Below are 17029 nucleotides of genomic sequence, written 5' to 3'. Positions count from 1 at the left end.
TGACTTTGCTAACGGCTTTCAGAGCGTTCCGGTTCCGGAGTTGTGTTATCACGCACGTTTTTTTTCGTTAAAAGGATGTTAACCTCAGTCGAATATTACGAATGAAGGTTATTTTAATTACATTCGTAACTCAACCCCCAGATATTCAGGAGCACGAGATGCGTGAAGATTTCCGATCAACCCCTTTACCTGACGACGTCAAAACCGCTATTCGCGAGATGAAACAGCAGTTACGTCAACAGATTGGTGATGTTGATGCCCTTTTCCGTCAGGTTTGCGACAACATCACTGCTGCGATTGCTGAAGCAAAAGCAGATGAAAAGCGCACGGGCAGTGCCTGGCCGGTAGTGCCCATGCAGGACATTGCAGCGGGAAAGGTTTCGGATGAAACCCGGGCGCTGATTAAACGTCGCGGCTGTGTGGTAATTAAGCAGCACTTCACGCGTGAGCAGGCGCTGGCATGGGATAAGTCGATGCTCGACTATCTGGATCACAACCGGTTTGACGAACACTATCGCGGCCCCGGCGATGACTTTTTTGGATCGCTGGCCGCCTCCCGCCCCGAAATCTATCCGATTTACTGGTCACAGGCGCAAATGCAGGCGCGGCAGAGCGCGGCAATGGCTGACGCGCAATCTTTTCTGAACCGGTTATGGAAGTCTGAATCACAGGGCAAGCAGTGGTTTGACCCGGATGTCAGCATTATCTATCCCGATCGCATCCGTCGCCGCTTGCCGGGCACCACCTCGAAGGGATTAGGCGCCCATACCGATTCCGGCGCGCTGGAACGCTGGTTACTCCCCGCGTATCAGCAGGTTTTCAGTAAGCTGTTTCACGGTGATTTTGCCGCTTACGACCCCTGGGATGCAGCTCACCGCACCGAAGTGGATGAGTATGATCTGCCGGGTACCACCAAATGTTCCGTGTTCCGGACCTTTCAGGGCTGGACCGCACTCTCCGATATGATCCCCGGTCAGGGCCTGCTGCACGTGGTGCCGGTGCCGCAGGCGATGGCCTATGTTCTGCTGCGCCCGCTGCTTTCAGACGTACCTGAAGATGAACTGTGCGGCGTCGCGCCGGGCCGGGTGTTGCCCGTTAATGAACAGTGGCATCCGCACCTGATTGCAGGACTCTGTTCGATACCGGCCTTAGAGGCGGGCGATTCGGTATGGTGGCACTGTGATGTGATCCACGCCGTTGCACCGGTTGAAGATCAGCAGGGCTGGGGCAATGTGATGTATATCCCCGCGGCACCTATGTGTGACAAAAACCGCGCCTATGCCCGGCGGGTTGCACAGGCGCTGGAGCAGGGACGTTCGCCGGGAGATTTTCCGCCGGAAGATTATGAAACAGAGTGGGACCAGCGTTTTACGCTGCAGGATCTCAATCTTAACGGACGCCGGTCGCTGGATTTGTCCTGATCCCAATCCCGCGTTGTACACCAGCGCGGGATATCCCTGTTACACTGGAGCTTCTTTTTTTCTGCGAAACGCAATTATGAACCCGCGACATCATCAGATTATTCAACTGGTTAATAGCCGGGGCAGCGTAACGGTCAGTGAACTGGCGCAGCTTACCGGGGTTTCTGAAGTGACGGTGCGGCAGGATCTCACGCTGCTGGAACGCGACCGACTGCTGCGGCGGGTTCACGGTTCCGCGCTGGCGCTGGACAGCGATAACGTCGGCACCCGCATGAATACCCGCTATCCCACTAAGCAGGCGCTGGCACGACATGCGGCCAGCCTGGTTCAGGCGGGTGAATCGGTCTTCATCGAAGGCGGCAGCACCAATGCGCTGCTGGCGCGTGCGCTGGCTGACCGCGCCGATCTTACGCTGATTACCGTCAGTCACTATATTGCCCAGCTTCTTCGGGAAGCCACCTGTGAGGTGATTGTGCTCGGTGGCCTGCTGCAGAAAAGCAGTGAGTCGGTAGTCGGCCCGCTGACGCGGTATTCCATCCAGCAGGTTCATTTTCACCGGGCATTTGTTGGCGTGGATGGCTGGCATCCGGAGACCGGTTTTACCGGCCGCAACATGCTGCGCTGTGATGTGGTGGATGCCGTGCTGGCGAAAGGCGCTGAGAGCTATGCCCTGACCGACGCCTCCAAGTTTGGTCAGATTCACCCCTATCCGCTTTCATCCGGTTTTCAGGTCGGGCACGTGATTACCGATGAGACGCTGGATGCGGCGACGGTAGCGCAGCTCAGGGAACAGGCGATAGAGGTGATACAGATCGCCGCAGGTTAAGCAGAACGGCCGGGGCCTTTAGTAACGGAGTCCCGCAGCATCAGGCTGGCCGTGAAAGGTGCCTGAGTATGCCAGTCTCCGCCATCCAGCATGGTCAGCAGGCGGTTAATCGTCTCATCGATCATCTCAGTGACCGGCAGTTTCATGCTGGATAACGACGGCGTGATGAAGGGCGCCAGCGGAATATCATCGAAGCCAATCACCGAAACCTGCCCGGGTACCGCGATGTTGCATTCAGTCAGACGCTTGATTGCGCCAATCGCCATCTCATCATTACTCGCCACCAGCGCGCTGAATGTCACCCTGCGTTCCAGCAGCTGGTCCACGGCCGCCATACCGCTCTGCGCCGTCCATTTACCGGTCACGATTCGCCGGGAATCGGCTTCAATGCCCTGTGCGGCCAGCGCAGCGTGATAGCCGGAAAGTCGCTCGACGCCGGTCGGCGAATCGAGCGAACCGGTGATAAATGCGATCTCGCGATGCCCCTGATTCAGCAGATGGCTCACCGCCGCAGCGCTGCTGGCGTGCTGATCGCTGTAAATACAGTAGCTATGGTTGACGCGCAGCCGCCGGTTGATCACCAGTATCGGCTGCTTGTGCCGGGAGATAATCGCATCCAGCGCGTCAATAGTCAGGAAGCGCGGATAGATAATGATGCCGTCACAGCGCAGATCGAGCAGAAACTGAATCGCCGCCTCTTCCTGCTCAGCGGTGTGTTTGCCGTCCGCCAGAATCAGTTGGCGGCCCTGCTGCTCCAGTATGCGCGCGGAGTGTGCCATTAGTTCAGTGAAGTAGCTGCCGCTGTAGAGCGTATTGGTGATCACCAGTCCAATGGTCTGAGACGTTTTTGTCGCCAGGTTGCGCGCCAGCAGATTGGGCCGGTATCCGGTTTCGGCAATCGCCTTCAGTACTTTTTCGCGCTTTTCCTTCCCGACATAGCCATTGCCCGAGAGCACACGTGACACTGTCGCTTTTGAGACGCCCGCCCTGTTTGCCACTTCCTGAATCGTTGCCATGGTGATGCTCCTTTGCTGCGTCGTCCTGCAGTCTACCTAAGCCTCTCAATCTTGGAAATATTTACCCCGCCCTTGCACGAAGTTACCAGGCAGCATTAGGTGATGGAGTTCACAAAAAAGAGATCTTGATGATTTTGGCGCTTGTCGGCGCCATGAAAGCACTTCATGATTTTGTGAAACCGGTTTCCTATTTGCCTGCCCGCAGGCGCAAAAACATAAAAACTTTGACCGATTTACCCTACAGAGAAGAGCGATCATGCCCAGAAATTATGCCGAGGTGTCACGCGCCATCGTCGATGCGCTAGGCGGCCTCACCAATATCGAAGCCGTAACCCACTGCATGACCCGCCTGCGGTTTGTGTTGAAAGATGAAAACCAGGTCGACTATCCCCGGCTCAAGGCGATCAATGGCGTTATGGGCGTGGTGCACAACGACACTCAATGCCAGGTGATCATTGGTAACAACGTGTCACAGGCTTATCAGGCGGTGCTGGAGCTGGGATCGCCCGCAGCGACATCGACTGCACCCGTAAAACGTAAAATCACGCTACGAGGCATCGGTGCAGGTATTCTTGATGCGCTGGTGGGCACCATGTCGCCGCTGATTCCGGCCATTATTGGCGGGTCAATGGTTAAGCTGCTGGCGATGATCCTGGATATGGCGGGCGTGTTTGAGAAAGGCTCATCAACGCTGGTCATCCTCAACGTGATTGGCGATGGCGCATTCTTCTTCCTGCCGATCATGGTGGCCGCCTCTGCGGCGCTGAAATTCAAAACGAACATGTCGCTGGCGATCGCCATTGCCGGTGTACTGGTTCATCCCAACTTTGTTGAACTGATGGCGAAAGCGGCACAGGGTCAGGCGGTGGAATTTGCTTACATCCCGGTGACCGCGGTGAAATATACCTATACGGTGATCCCGGCGCTGGTGATGACCTGGATCCTGTCGCACATCGAGCGCGGCGTGGATCGTATTACCCCTGCCGTCACTAAAAACTTCCTGAAACCGATGCTGATTGTGCTGATTGCGGCACCCATCGCGATTGTGCTGATTGGTCCGATTGGCATCTGGATCGGCAGCGGCATCTCCGCGCTGGTCTACACCGTGCATGGCTATCTTGGCTGGCTTTCCGTCGCGATTATGGGCGCAATCTGGCCGCTGCTGGTGATGACCGGGATGCATCGGGTGTTCACCCCCACCATCATCCAGACCATTGCCGAAACCGGCAAAGAGGGCATGGTGATGCCGTCAGAGATTGGTGCCAACCTCTCGCTGGGGGGATCGTCGCTGGCGGTGGCGTTCCGGACCAAAAACCGTGAACTGCGCCAGACCGCGCTGGCAGCGGCGGCATCAGCGATTATTGCCGGCATTTCAGAACCGGCGCTGTATGGCGTTGCGGTCCGCTTAAAACGACCGCTGATCGCCTGTCTGATCAGTGGTTTTATCTGCGGCGCGGTAGCGGGCATTGGCGGGCTGGCCAGCCACTCCATGGCCTCTCCCGGCCTGTTTACCAGCGTACAGTTCTTCGATCCCACCAATCCCATGAGTATTGTCTGGGTCGGTGCGGTCATGGTGTTGTCTGTGGTGCTGTCATTTGTGCTGACGCTGCTGTTAGGTTTTGAAGATATTCCTGAAACCGAACCCGAAATCAAAACCGCACCCGAAAGCGCAACGCAACCTGCGCCCGTTACCGAACGCGCTAACGCGATTAATAGCCACTAAAGGAAAGGGTCACGCTGACCCGGAAAAGAGGATTGCATGTCTGATTCAAGGTTTCCGCAAGGATTTTTATGGGGCGGCGCACTGGCCGCCAACCAGAGTGAAGGCGGTTTTCGTGAAGGCGGAAAGGGCTTAACCACCGTCGACATGATTCCACATGGCCTGCACCGTATGCCGGTCAAACTCGGTCTGGAAAAGCGTTTTACCCTGCGTGACGATGAATTTTATCCCAGCCATGAAGCCATCGATTTTTATCACCGCTATCCGGAAGACATTGCGCTGATGGCGGAGATGGGGTTCAGCGTGTTCCGCACGTCGATTGCCTGGAGCCGTCTCTATCCCAATGGCGATGAACTGACGCCCAATCCGCAAGGCATCGCCTTTTACCGCGCGGTCTTTGAGGAGTGCCGGAAATATAATATCGAACCGCTGGTCACGCTCTGTCACTTTGATGTGCCGATGCATCTGGTGACTGAATATGGCTCGTGGCGCAATCGCAAAATGGTCGACTTTTTTGCCCGCTATGCCCGCAGCTGCTTTGAGGCGTTTGATGGCCTGGTGAAATACTGGCTGACCTTCAATGAGATTAATATCCTGCTGCACAGCCCCTTTTCCGGCGCCGGTCTGGTGTTCGAACCCGGTGAGAACAAGGATCAGGTAAAGTATCAGGCGGCCCATCATGAACTGGTCGCCAGCGCGCTGGTGACGCGCATCGCGCATGAAGTGAATCCGATGAACCAGGTCGGCTGCATGCTGGCAGGCGGCAACTTCTATCCCTGGTCGAGCAAGCCGGAAGATGTCTGGGCTGCGCTGGAAAAGGATCGCGAAAACCTGTTCTTTATTGACGTGCAGGCGCGTGGGGCCTATCCGGCCTACGCCGCCCGCGTATTCCGTGAAAAAGGGGTGACGCTTGAGATCGCTGACGGCGATGACGACATTCTGAAAAACAGCGTCGATTTTGTCTCGTTCAGCTACTACGCCTCACGTTGCGCCTCGGCCGAGATGAACGAGCAGAACAGCAGCGCCGCCAATGTGGTGAAATCCCTGACCAATCCCCATGTACCGCGCAGTGAGTGGGGCTGGGGTATCGATCCGCTAGGCTTACGCATCACGATGAATATGATGTATGACCGCTATCAGAAGCCGCTGTTTCTGGTGGAGAATGGCCTGGGCGCGCGCGATGAGATCGAATCAAATGGCGAGATCAACGATGATTACCGCATCAGCTATCTGCGCGAACATATCCGCGCCATGGGCGACGCGATCGAGGATGGCGTGCCAGTGATGGGTTACACCAGCTGGGGCTGTATCGATCTGGTTGCCGCCTCAACGGGTGAAATGAGCAAGCGCTACGGATTTGTCTATGTTGACCGCGACGACCTGGGTAACGGCACGCTGGCGCGCACGCGGAAGAAATCCTTCTGGTGGTACAAAAAAGTCATTGCCAGTAATGGTGCGGATCTTGAGTGACAACGTCACTTAAAATCTATCGTCATGCTGTTACTGGCGCGACAGCAACGCCGGAACAGAACGCTTATTTCTGCCGTTGTACTCCGGCAGTAATTATCGTATAACCAATGTCTCCGAGGGGTGTCCTGTAATGGGCTGAGATGGCGTAAGCCGAACCCTTTGAACCTGATCTGGGTCATGCCAGCGAAGGGACGGGTCGGCAGATTTTCTGCGTCATCTCCTGCAACATTCCCTGTTCCAGACCGTATGCCCGGATCTCCCTGTTACTGGAGATCCTATGTCACATCCGCTTTTCGACACCGGCTTTTATGGTCGTCTGCGCCAGCAGGCGGGCAGTCAATGGCACGCCTATATCGGGCACGATTTTGTGCGGCAACTCGGTCAGGGCACCCTGCCACCCGCCGCCTTCCGCCACTATCTCACCCAGGATTATCTCTTTCTGTTGCACTTCGCCCGTGCCTGGGGCCTGCTGATCAGCAAACTTTCCGAGCCAGCAGCCTTACGCAGCGCAACGGCATCGCTTAACGCTACCGTCAGCGAACTGCCACTTCACCAGGCTTACTGCCAGCAATGGGGCATCAGCGAGGCGGCTATGGCGAGTGAACCCGAAGCCGTGGAAACGCTCAACTACACCCGCTACGTGCTGGACGTGGGTCACACCGGGGATGCGCTGGAGCTGCTGACCGCGCTGATGCCGTGCGTTGCCGGTTACGCTGAAATTGGCCTGACACTACTTCATGATCCCGCAACCCGCTTTGAGGGGAATCCTTACGCGGCATGGATAGAAAATTACGGCGACGAAGCCTATCTGGCTGGCGTTCGCTCCTCACTTTCACTGTTTGAAACCCTGGCCCGGCAGCGTGCCGGTGAACACCGGTTTCACCCGCTGGCGGAGATCTTCACCACCGCGACCCGGCTGGAAGCCGCTTTCTGGCAGATGGGTCTCAACCATGCTGCCGCCCAGCGGATCAGCTCATGAACCTGCCGTGCAGTCCGGTGCCGCCAGGCATTTCAATTCGCCAGCTCAGTCTGAATTATGGCCAGCAGTCACTCTTCAGCCAGCTTGATCTGGAGATCGCGGGCGGTGCTTTTACCGCTTTACTGGGTGCCAGCGGCGTCGGAAAAAGCAGCCTGATGCGGGTCATTGCTGGTCTGACGCCACCCACCGCCGGGCAGGTCAGCGGCAGCGACGGCCTGCCACTGACCGGACGCATCGCCTGGATGGGGCAACAGGATCTGCTCTATCCGTGGCTGACGGTTGAACAAAATGTCTGCCTCGCCAGTCGCCTGAAAGGTGAAAGGGCCGATCGCGACTGGGCGCAGCATCTGCTGATGCGGGTAGGTCTGAGCCACTCTGCAAACGCGCGACCCGCGACACTTTCCGGCGGGATGCGTCAGCGCGCCGCGCTGGCCCGCACCCTTTACACCCGCCAGCCCGTTGTGCTGATGGATGAGCCCTTCTCCGCACTGGATGCCCTCACCCGCGCTCAGATTCAGACGCTGGCCGCAGAAGTGCTGGTCGGACACACCGTGCTGCTGATTACCCATGACGCCGCTGAAGCCTGTCGGCTCAGTCACCACATGCTGGTGATCGGTTCTGCGGGAATTGAAACCTGCCCGCCCCTGCCGGATCAGCCACCGCGGGCTGCAGACGACATACAGGTATTGCAGAGTCAGGCCGCATTGCTGAAGCAGCTGAGCAGGATAGCGGGATGAGATTACACAAAGGTTTTGCCGGTCTTCACCGTGGAGTGATGCTGTTTGCCGGACTGATTGCGCTGTGGTGGCTCGCCACACTGACTTCGGTTCCGGCCTTTCTGCTGCCCTCACCCGCTGCGGTCGCCATCGCACTGTGGCAAAACGCAGGTTATCTCGGCCATCACACTTTGATTACCCTGACCGAGATCGTCAGCGGCATGGCCCTCGGCGTGCTGCTGGGGAGCGTGCTGGCGCTGGGCATGACCTTTTCGCCGTGGCTGCAGCGCTGGATGATGCCGCTGGTGATCACCACCCAGGCGATTCCGGTTTTTGCCCTGGCGCCGCTGCTGGTGCTCTGGTTTGGTTTCGGCATGGGCGCAAAGGTCGCGATGGCCGTCCTGGTGATCTTCTTCCCGGTGACCTCCGCCTTTTTTGATGGTCTGCGTCGCGTCACGCCCAGCTATCTCGATCTGGCTCGCACGCTGGGCGCATCACCTGCAGCGCAACTGCGCCATGTCCGGCTGTTAGCCGCGCTGCCCGCCCTGGGCTCAGGATTGCGGATGGCGGCAGCCGTCGCGCCAATAGGCGCAATCATCGGTGAATGGGTCGGCTCGGCCGAAGGGCTGGGCTACGTGATGCTGAATGCCAACGCCCGGATGCAGAGCGACCTCTGTTTCGCCGCCTTGTTTATTCTGGTGCTGATGACGCTGGCCCTGTGGCTGACCCTCGACATCCTGCTACGCCGCCTGATTACCTGGGCACCCGAGACACATTAATGACCATACCAATGAGAAAACCCATGACAAAAATGCCTCTGTTTACCCTGCTGTTCAGCGCCACCTTAGCCACACAGGCTCAGGCGATGGAGAAACTGACACTGGTGCTCGACTGGTATATCAATCCCGATCACGCACCCATTATGGTGGCCCAGCAGACCGGCGCGTTTGCGGCAGAAGGGCTGGAGGTTAACATTGTGCCGCCTTCCGATCCGGCGCTGCCGCCGCGTCTGGTGGCAGCCAGGCAGGCGGACTTAGCGATTACCTATCAGCCGCAGCTGCATTTCTTCGCCGATCAGGGATTGCCCTTGATGCGGGTGGGGACGTTGATTAACAGTCCGCTGAATACGCTGATGACGTTAGACGAAACGGTAAAAAAACCAGCCGATTTAAAAGGGAAACGTATCGGCTATTCGGTCAGCGGCATTGAACAGGCGACGCTGGCGACCATGCTGAACCATGATGGCGTTAAGGCCGATCAGGTTAAGCTGGTTAACGTCAATTTCCAGCTCACCAGTGCCCTGATGACCGGGCAGGTGGATGCCGTTATCGGCGGCTATCGCAATATCGAAGCGCTGGAGATGAAACAGCACGGTAAAAAACCGGTAGTCTTCAATGTCGAGGATTATGGTGTTCCGGCCTATGACGAACTGATCATCGTCGCCAACCGTGATGAGGCACACTCGGAGAAAATCAAAAAGTTTTTGCGGGCACTGAAGAAGGGTAATGCGCAGTTGCAGGCGCACCCGGAGGAGAGCTGGCAGGCCTTTGCCCGCGCGCATCCGGAGCTGAACACGCCGCTGAATCATCAGGCATGGCGTGCCACCCTGCCGCTGTTCGCTGCCGATCCGGCAAAACTGGATCGCGCACGCTATCAGGCTTACGAGCAATTTCTGTTTGATAACAAGCTGATTAAAAGCATCACGCCGGTTGAGCGCTACGCCACCGGCAGTGAGTAATATGAGAGCCCGCAACGATCGCTGCGGGCCACTTGTCTAGTGTGACTTCTGATAAAGCCAGTGTTCAATATCGCTGGCTGGCAGCGGTTTTGAAAAGAAGTAGCCCTGGATTTGATCGCAACCGTAAGTTTTCAGCAACGTCAGGGTGGCTTCCGTCTCAACGCCCTCAGCCAGCACGGTGTAGTTCAGCTCTTTCAGCATCTGAATAATGCATCTGACGATGATTTTTGATGCATCATCTTCACCCATACGCGAGATCAGGGATCGGTCGATCTTGATCACATCCAGCGGGATATCCTGCAGATAGCTGATGTTGCTGTAGCCGGTGCCGAAATCATCCAGCGAGATCACAAAGCCGTGTGATTTCAGCGCTTCCAGCCCGCTGATCGCCACATTGGTTTTGGTGATCAGTTCATTCTCCAGACACTCAATGCCCAGAATAGAATTGGGTAACTGAGCCGCCGCTAATTTTGCCACCAGCCGATCGGCAAAATCGGGCTTTGCGAAGTCGCGTTCGCTGACGTTGATCGAAACCGGAATCAGATCGTATTCGCGATCCCAGCGCGCAAGCTGCTCAATGGTGTGATCGATAACCCAGTTGGTCAGATCGGAAATCAGGTTGGTTTTACCCGCTAACGGAATGAATTCTGAAGGGAAAAGCTCGCCCCGCTCAGGATGATTCCAGCGGATAAGCGCCTCCAGCCCGACCGTTTTACCGCTTTTGAGACACACTTTAGGCTGCCAGGCCAGGTAAAGCTCTTCGTCTTTATTCAGCGCCTGAGCCAGATCGTTCATGATCATAAAGTCATCGGTGCGCCGCGAGTCGTAACTCTCTTCAAAACACATTGCACTGATGTTCTCATCAACCGCCTCATGCAGCGCGCTCACGGCCTGACGCACCGTTTCATTGGCATCCATCTGGCCCGGTACAAACTCTGTTTCACCGGTAAAGACATCCAGGTCGAGCGTGATATTTTCCGCCAGATCGGCCTTCATGCCCTTAAACAGGTCGATCATGTTATGTGCGGTATAACGACCCGAGTAGGGCTGAACAATGGCAAAACGGCCTGGAGCGAAAGTATAGAGCGTTTCATTCTCCGGAAGATTGAGCCGGTGAGCGACATCCTGCGCCATCTGCTTTAGCAGTTTCTCCATCGGCGCAATGCCCACCGCACGGGAAAGCTCATAGGCGCGAATGATGTCGAGGCAGTCGATAAGAATCAGGCGAAAGCGGCTCTGTGGTGCGACAAGGGTCAGTTGCTGAATATCACGAATCAGACGTGGGCGATTCGGCAGGTGCGTAATGACGTCGGCAAAACCCGCATTGTTCCAGGCATCCAGAAATGAGGTGACCAGCGTAGCCAGTGAGCGCAGCGTAGCGAGTTTCTCATCCGTAAAGGGATGTGGCTGGGTGTCGGTGACGCAGAGCGTGCCCAGCACCGCGCCGTCTAGGTTCTGCAGCGAGACACCGGCGTAGAAACGAATATGCGGATCGCCTTTCACAAACGGGTGCGTGACAAAGCGCTCATCCAGTAAGGTGTCATACACCACCAGATGTCCCTCACCATCAATGACGTGGCGGCAAAGAGATTCATCACGGGTCGATTGCTTAAGATCGAAGTTGCGGGACGCTTTAATATATTGGTTATGATCGTCAATAATTGAAATGAAGCTGCCAGAAATACCCAGCACCTGGCTGGCGAGATTAACGAATCTTTCCAGCACCTTATCCCGGGCTTCATCCGGGGACAAAAGTGCCTTGATCGCACTCAGACGTTTTACGTCGCTGCCATTTTGCTCGTTATGCACTGAAACCTCTCCTATGCAGGCGCAAAAATCGAAAATAATTTAGCTCAGGAATGCTCAATTAGCGCCCAATTATCAGATAAATAGCGGCTCAATCTGACAGTACTTTCACAATGAAACAGTGTCGCATGATATCTGATCGCTGTCGAAATCATTTAACGCTCTTCTTTCATGTGCGCAACCTGCGGCGACTCCGTCCTGAAGCCCAGACCGATCAGGCGTCCCAGTACAAAACGCAGAAACGGCAGGCGCTGGATAATCGCGGGAACCTTGCTGCTTCCCGTAGGTTTTCTTTTTGCTTTGCTGCGGCTCATTTTGATCTGCAAAAACTGTGTGGCGACGGTAGGGAACTGACGGCGCTTCTGCACTTTTTCCAGATCGCGCAGCTGCAGTTCTCCCCGCTTCAGGGGATCGGTCAAAAGATTCGCCGTCGCTACCGCATCCTGAATCGCCAGATTTACGCCAACCCCACCAATCGGCGACATGGCATGCGCCGCATCACCAATGCAGAGAACCCCGGGCTTCGCCCACTTATCCAGGCGGTCGATACGTATCGTCAACAGTTTGAACGCCTCCCAGCTCTCGATTTCCGCCATACGCGCAGGCCCGAACGGCGACAGTGCGGCAACTTCCGCTTTAAATGCGTCGAGTCCGGCGGCCTGTTTCGCTTCAAACTCCCCTTTCGGAATAGTCAGTCCGCACTGCCAGTAGTCGCCGCGATCGATAACAATAAAGTTCTGGCGTGGCCCTTTATGCCCCATACCCAGATCGGGATCCTGCGGCTGTTTACTTAAGCGGAACCAGATGACATCGCGTGCTGCGCCGAATTCCTGTCCGGTCAGTCCTGCCGCTTTGCGTACGCGTGAATGGCGGCCATCTGCACCGACCACCAGTTTACAGCGGATGTGCAGTTGCTGATTCCCGCGGGAAGCTATCACACCACTGACCTTGCCATTTTCAACATTCAGCGACTCAAAAGAGGTCGACTGCAGCAGGCTGAAGCCCGAATACCGGGCGCTCTGTTCAGCCATATAGTTCAGGAAATCCCACTGCGGCATAAAGGCGATAAAACGGCACTGAACCGGCAGCCGTGAGAAATCGGCCATCGTAATACTCTGTCCGCCGATTTCCGCCTCCAGCTTTTCGGCACGCTGATGCGGCAGCGTCAGGAAAGATTCCAGCAGGCCGAGCTGATGCATAATTTCCAGCGTCGAGGGATGGATGGTGTCACCGCGAAAATCGTGGAGAAAATCGGCGTGCTTTTCGATCACCACCACGCGCAGGCCTGCGCGGGCGAACAGATAACCCAGCATTAATCCGGCCGGGCCACCGCCGACGATACAACAGTCAGCGGTGAGAATTTCAGTGGAATGTGGCTGCATGTCAGCTCCCTGTCACGCCAGTATTGCTATGATTATTGCGTCGACCGTGGCGACATTGCCGCAGTCGGTCGGGGATATTGTGCTCAGGCTAATCACTCAATGCGATTAATATCAACTGAAAACTGCCGAAGACCCGATCCTGTCCTCAGCAGTCAGGAGACCATCATGAACGTGATCCGCAACACGCTGTTTATTCTGCCGCTGTTAAGCCCGCTGATTGTGGCAGCCGCACCCTACGACACGCTGAAGTTTGCGCTGCGTCAGCAGCAGATAACTGACGATCTGCGTCAGAAGTGCCAGTTATCACCAGCCATCTCCGATGAAAAACTGCGTCAGACGTTTCTTAACGATAAGCAGAACCAGAAGCAGAATCAGGTCACGCTGACTGCGGTGGCTCAGGCGCTGAAAAACCAGGATGATCCAGCCTACCGCGAACGCATGGCGCAAGTGGTTTGTCCACCACAGACGAATTAACCCTTTACCCCGATGAAATTGATCCTGACGTTTGTTTTCACCTTATCACTCAGTAAACTGGGGCGCTGGTCTGGTTGAACAAGAATGTCTCTCAATGAATGAAGAATCACCGCAGCCGGTTTATGTTCCCCGCTCCATCGCGGCGCGCAGCCGGATGTTTCGCGCCCTGCTCTATCGTGATAAAACACCGCTGGCGATGCTGTTCTGTGCCGCGCTGGTCGGTACGCTGGTTGGCCTGGCGGGCGTGGCGTTTGCCCGGGCCGTTGAAACAATACAGCAGTGGCGTGCTGACACGCTTATACCATCGCAGTTTCAGGGCTGGATGCTCTACGCCGCCGCCTTTGCCATCTCGGCTCTGCTGGCGATGGTGGGCTATTTTCTCGTCAGGCGCTTTGCTCCCGAAGCGGGTGGCTCCGGTATCCCTGAAATTGAAGGGGCGCTGGAAGAGCTGAGGCCTGTGCGCTGGTGGCGGGTGATTCCGGTGAAGTTCTTTGGCGGCATGGGCACGCTGGGTGCCGGTATGGTGCTGGGCCGGGAAGGCCCGACAGTGCAGCTGGGCGGGAACATTGGCCGCATGGTCATTGATATTCTGGGGATGCGCAGCAATGAGGCACGCCATACGCTGCTGGCAACCGGCGCGGCGGCCGGTCTGGCGGCAGCGTTTAATGCGCCGCTGGCGGGCATCCTGTTTATCATCGAGGAGATGCGTCCGCAATTCCGCTATAACCTGATTTCAATTAAAGCCGTGTTTACCGGTGTGATTATGGCCAGCATTGTGTTCCGCTGTTTCAACGGCGAACAGGCGGTGATCTCCGTCGGCAAGCTGGCTGATGCGCCGGTGCAGACGCTGTGGCTCTATCTGGTGCTCGGGATGATTATCGGTATGGTCGGCGTCCTGTTTAATCGCCTGATATTTATCACGCAGGACATTTTTGCGCGTTTTTATGCCGGTAAAACGGCACGCGTGGTGCTGGCCGGTGCATTGCTGGGCGGCGGCTGCGGTATTCTGGCTCTGCTGTTTGCACCTGGCGCAGGCGGCGGTTCAGAACTGATTCCACAGGCGGTCCATGGCGTCTTTCCGTTCACCCTGCTGCTGATCATCTTTCTGGTCAGGCTGGTGACCACCCTGCTCTGTTTTGGCTCAGGTGCGCCGGGCGGTATTTTTGCGCCGATGCTGGCGCTGGGTACGCTGCTCGGCACAGCCTTTGGGATGGCCATGTCGGACCTCTTCCCGTTTTATCATCTGGAAGCGGGCACCTTTGCTATCGCGGGAATGGGAGCACTGTTTGCGGCGTCGGTAAGGGCACCGCTGACCGGTATCGTACTGGTGCTGGAGATGACCGATAACTATCAGCTGATATTGCCGATGATTATTACCTGTCTGGGCGCTACGCTGCTGGCGCAGTTTCTGGGGGGGAAACCACTCTACTCCTCAATACTGGCCCGCACGCTGGCGCGTCAGGCAGAAGCTACCCGCCCGTAGGGGCGGGTGACCGGCTTAATTACTTACCATCAAAATAGTCAGCAGGCATCTGTCCGGGTGCCTGATTGATCACTTCATCGTTATCTGGACCTTCATTTTTCATATAGGTCACTTTCGCAAACTCTGGAATGATCACATACGGATAAGCCGGGCCTTCATCGCGGAAGCGGTGCATATCCTCAATGAAGTCATTCTGATAACAGATAGTTTTTTCCGGATGCTGACCTTCACCGGCAATCCACTGCGGGAAGAAAATTGTGCCGTGAACCAGGGTGCGATTCAGATCAAACAGCAGGCTGACGCAGGTGCCGGTGGGCTCATGCCAGTCTACTTTGTAGATGCCAGGGGCGAACTGAATCGCATGCATTTTCTGGTTGGTTACCCAGCGGCCACCTACCAGCCCCTGATGAATACGGTAGTCGCAGGTGGTTTCGTTGCGAGCGTACCACTCATATTTCCAGCCATTATCATAGGTATAGACAAAATGTGTACCGACGAACTGTGAAAGATCGCTGGAGATATTCTCTGGAGATTCTGCAGACATTTTAACCTCTGTTTGAATAGCGCACTTAACAGGCGCAGATGAATTTCAAAAGAAAGCTATAGCGCAATAACTCGGTGAATATTGACTATGACGCAGATTGATTTTTTTGCCATCAGAAAACGGAAATGGTTCGCGATGGATAAATAATAATGTCAATAAAAACCCTTCTCACTTCCTTCAGGTCAATAGATGCCGGAAAAACGTTCTTTTTTATATTACCCCTTGAAATATTGGAGAATAGAGTGATCTAAAATGGGATATTTGCCCATCGTAAATCACACAACAAAAAGATGATTCATTATCAGAATTTAATATACTTTAAATAGATTCAACAGCCTATAAGATTATTGCTTATGCATTTCAGCTCTTTTTTATTTGTTTAAATATCGAAATTCCTCTGTCAGATGGACGAGTGAATAATAATAATCTGGTATTTTAACGTATATGATATAAATCAATAAGTTAATCTTAATAACTTAAAATTTAATCTTCCACCAACTTCAAATGAGGATAGATTTATTTTTGCTGACTTAGTGGGATTTTTTGACATTTTTGCGCACGATTTATGCTCAGGCATTCATCAGGTGTCAAAATGACGAGTAGCGCGATACCACTAAAGGCTCTGCTCCTGTGAGGTACAAATCGTCGATCTAGAAAAGGCGCCTCAAACCCGGCAGGTAAACCCTTTTATTATTATCAATCCCGTCAAACTTAAACGGCGCACACTATTGCTGATATTAAACACATAAGGAGGTAGCGTTATGTGAGGGTCACGTTAATGTTAAACCCGGCCGGAACAGGCAACCGACGCGCCGATAACGCGCCGGTCATAAATTGTCAACCTGTTCGCCGGTCAGCGTTTAATTGACCTTGCCGCAGCGACAAGTCCATCCAGCCATTCCTGATGTCCATTGATCATCGGATTAGGTTTAGCGACCGCCAGCTCTTTCGCCGGATTTCCGTTTTGCGTCTCCTGCGTCAGAATGCGTAGCCGGTTTCCTGGCAGCGCTTCAATCAACCAGGCATGAAGAACATCAAGCCGGTCGGCAGCCCCTTCCTCACCCGACCAACCGTGCCAGGCCAGACGTGCTAATTCGCCATTAACTGGCGGAACACATTCCGTTACCTTTGCCTCAACCCGGAAGCCAAAAGTCTCAAAGCAGAAACGCACGTCCTGCTCCAGTACTGGCCCTTTATTGTCATAAAACTGTGCGTTAGCGGAATTAGCATAATATTCAGGCCAGCAAGCGGGGGTGGCCAGCAACGGCCAGACGGCTTCTGGCGTCAGGTCAGTGACAATCACCTCGTTTGAACAGAAATTATCAGTCAGACCCGGGATAAATCCTTCTGGCCAGTGAATCGCGTTCATTTTCATTCTACGTTTTCCTGCCTTGTAACGGTTGCAACGGTAATCAGTGCCGTGGAAAACGCAGTATCTGATCCCTCCATATATA

General features: G+C 55.1%; 15 protein-coding genes and 1 riboswitch. Of the genes, 10 read left to right on the top strand and 5 right to left on the bottom strand.

All coding sequences use genetic code 11. From position 1 onward, the window contains the following. The first annotated feature begins 158 nt into the window (after positions 1–158). Positions 159–1421 carry a DUF1479 domain-containing protein gene (locus OK412_RS06165; protein WP_264352867.1) on the top strand — a complete coding sequence of 421 codons (1263 nt, stop codon included), beginning with the start codon at positions 159–161 and terminating at the stop codon, positions 1419–1421. A gap of 76 nt (positions 1422–1497) precedes the next feature. Then, positions 1498–2247, top strand: a complete 750-nt coding sequence (locus OK412_RS06160; protein ID WP_010670440.1) for a DNA-binding transcriptional regulator YciT — start codon at positions 1498–1500, stop codon at positions 2245–2247. Here OK412_RS06160 and OK412_RS06155 read toward each other — a convergent pair. Then, positions 2244–3263 (bottom strand): LacI family DNA-binding transcriptional regulator, encoded by a 1020-nt coding sequence (locus OK412_RS06155; RefSeq protein ID WP_264352866.1) that lies wholly within the window; start codon positions 3261–3263, stop codon positions 2244–2246. The genes OK412_RS06160 and OK412_RS06155 overlap by 4 nt on opposite strands. A 256-nt stretch (positions 3264–3519) precedes the next feature. On the opposite strand from OK412_RS06155, the gene ascF reads away from it, so the two are divergent. The 6 genes from ascF (at position 3520) to OK412_RS06125 (ending at position 9886) form a co-directional block, all read left to right on the top strand. Beyond that, positions 3520–4986, top strand: coding sequence for a PTS cellobiose/arbutin/salicin transporter subunit IIBC (gene ascF, locus OK412_RS06150; protein ID WP_061703205.1), 1467 nt, complete (start codon positions 3520–3522; stop codon positions 4984–4986). A 36-nt stretch (positions 4987–5022) separates the two neighbouring features. Beyond that, entirely contained in the window at positions 5023–6453 is a 1431-nt protein-coding gene (locus tag OK412_RS06145) for a 6-phospho-beta-glucosidase (RefSeq protein ID WP_033780331.1), read from the top strand. Positions 6454–6559: 106 nt separating this feature from the next. After that, positions 6560–6662, top strand: a riboswitch (TPP riboswitch). Between the two features lie 68 nt (positions 6663–6730). Beyond that, a complete protein-coding gene (locus tag OK412_RS06140) occupies positions 6731–7432 on the top strand; it encodes a TenA family protein (RefSeq protein ID WP_264352865.1) in 702 nt (233 codons plus the stop codon). After that, entirely contained in the window at positions 7429–8169 is a 741-nt protein-coding gene (locus OK412_RS06135) for an ABC transporter ATP-binding protein (RefSeq protein WP_264352864.1), read from the top strand. The genes OK412_RS06140 and OK412_RS06135 overlap by 4 nt, the downstream gene beginning before the upstream one ends. Then, positions 8166–8927 carry an ABC transporter permease gene (locus tag OK412_RS06130; RefSeq protein WP_264352863.1) on the top strand — a complete coding sequence of 254 codons (762 nt, stop codon included), beginning with the start codon at positions 8166–8168 and terminating at the stop codon, positions 8925–8927. Before OK412_RS06135 ends, OK412_RS06130 begins: the two co-directional genes overlap by 4 nt. A gap of 23 nt (positions 8928–8950) precedes the next feature. Next, positions 8951–9886, top strand: coding sequence for an ABC transporter substrate-binding protein (locus OK412_RS06125; protein ID WP_264352862.1), 936 nt, complete (start codon positions 8951–8953; stop codon positions 9884–9886). A 36-nt stretch (positions 9887–9922) separates the two neighbouring features. Here OK412_RS06125 and OK412_RS06120 read toward each other — a convergent pair whose 3' ends face one another. Both OK412_RS06120 and OK412_RS06115 read right to left on the bottom strand, forming a co-directional pair. After that, the gene (locus tag OK412_RS06120) at positions 9923–11695 is read right to left on the bottom strand and encodes an EAL domain-containing protein (RefSeq protein ID WP_264352861.1); all 1773 of its coding nucleotides are present in this window, start codon (positions 11693–11695) and stop codon (positions 9923–9925) included. 152 nt (positions 11696–11847) lie between these two features. Next, positions 11848–13074 (bottom strand): FAD-dependent oxidoreductase, encoded by a 1227-nt coding sequence (locus OK412_RS06115; RefSeq protein WP_264352860.1) that lies wholly within the window; start codon positions 13072–13074, stop codon positions 11848–11850. A gap of 165 nt (positions 13075–13239) precedes the next feature. On the opposite strand from OK412_RS06115, the gene OK412_RS06110 reads away from it, so the two are divergent. Together OK412_RS06110 and clcA are read left to right on the top strand one after the other, a co-directional pair. Further along, a complete protein-coding gene (locus tag OK412_RS06110; RefSeq protein WP_033773512.1) occupies positions 13240–13548 on the top strand; it encodes a YicS family protein in 309 nt (102 codons plus the stop codon). Between the two features lie 154 nt (positions 13549–13702). Next, complete coding sequence (gene clcA, locus OK412_RS06105; protein WP_235603810.1) at positions 13703–15031, top strand: H(+)/Cl(-) exchange transporter ClcA; 1329 nt, start codon at positions 13703–13705, stop codon at positions 15029–15031. 19 nt (positions 15032–15050) lie between these two features. Here clcA and OK412_RS06100 read toward each other — a convergent pair whose 3' ends face one another. Together OK412_RS06100 and OK412_RS06095 are read right to left on the bottom strand one after the other, a co-directional pair. Then, positions 15051–15575: a phenolic acid decarboxylase gene (locus tag OK412_RS06100; RefSeq protein ID WP_010246964.1), complete on the bottom strand. Its 525-nt coding sequence runs from the start codon at positions 15573–15575 to the stop codon at positions 15051–15053. Between the two features lie 853 nt (positions 15576–16428). Further along, a complete protein-coding gene (locus OK412_RS06095) occupies positions 16429–16944 on the bottom strand; it encodes a polyketide cyclase (RefSeq protein ID WP_033780400.1) in 516 nt (171 codons plus the stop codon). Between the last annotated feature and the right edge of the window lie 85 nt (positions 16945–17029).

Origin of the sequence: Pantoea sp. JV6 (assembly GCF_025910055.1) — a bacterium.
Classification (GTDB): Bacteria; Pseudomonadota; Gammaproteobacteria; order Enterobacterales; family Enterobacteriaceae; genus Pantoea; species Pantoea agglomerans.
The sequence above is the reverse complement of the archived record's forward strand: the minus strand, read 5'-3'. Positions and strand labels throughout refer to the sequence as shown.

Bases quoted from the DNA above. Each gene is read 5' to 3' on its own strand.
- OK412_RS06100 (WP_010246964.1), bottom strand. From the start codon at position 15,575: ATGTCTGCAGAATCTCCAGAGAATATCTCCAGCGATCTTTCACAGTTC.
- OK412_RS06115 (WP_264352860.1), bottom strand. From the start codon at position 13,074: ATGCAGCCACATTCCACTGAAATTCTCACCGCTGACTGTTGTATCGTC.
- ascF (WP_061703205.1), top strand. From the start codon at position 3,520: ATGCCCAGAAATTATGCCGAGGTGTCACGCGCCATCGTCGATGCGCTA.
- OK412_RS06155 (WP_264352866.1), bottom strand. From the start codon at position 3,263: ATGGCAACGATTCAGGAAGTGGCAAACAGGGCGGGCGTCTCAAAAGCG.
- OK412_RS06135 (WP_264352864.1), top strand. From the start codon at position 7,429: ATGAACCTGCCGTGCAGTCCGGTGCCGCCAGGCATTTCAATTCGCCAG.
- clcA (WP_235603810.1), top strand. From the start codon at position 13,703: ATGTTTCGCGCCCTGCTCTATCGTGATAAAACACCGCTGGCGATGCTG.
- OK412_RS06160 (WP_010670440.1), top strand. From the start codon at position 1,498: ATGAACCCGCGACATCATCAGATTATTCAACTGGTTAATAGCCGGGGC.
- OK412_RS06165 (WP_264352867.1), top strand. From the start codon at position 159: ATGCGTGAAGATTTCCGATCAACCCCTTTACCTGACGACGTCAAAACC.
- OK412_RS06145 (WP_033780331.1), top strand. From the start codon at position 5,023: ATGTCTGATTCAAGGTTTCCGCAAGGATTTTTATGGGGCGGCGCACTG.
- OK412_RS06130 (WP_264352863.1), top strand. From the start codon at position 8,166: ATGAGATTACACAAAGGTTTTGCCGGTCTTCACCGTGGAGTGATGCTG.
- OK412_RS06110 (WP_033773512.1), top strand. From the start codon at position 13,240: ATGAACGTGATCCGCAACACGCTGTTTATTCTGCCGCTGTTAAGCCCG.
- OK412_RS06140 (WP_264352865.1), top strand. From the start codon at position 6,731: ATGTCACATCCGCTTTTCGACACCGGCTTTTATGGTCGTCTGCGCCAG.
- OK412_RS06125 (WP_264352862.1), top strand. From the start codon at position 8,951: ATGACAAAAATGCCTCTGTTTACCCTGCTGTTCAGCGCCACCTTAGCC.
- OK412_RS06095 (WP_033780400.1), bottom strand. From the start codon at position 16,944: ATGAACGCGATTCACTGGCCAGAAGGATTTATCCCGGGTCTGACTGAT.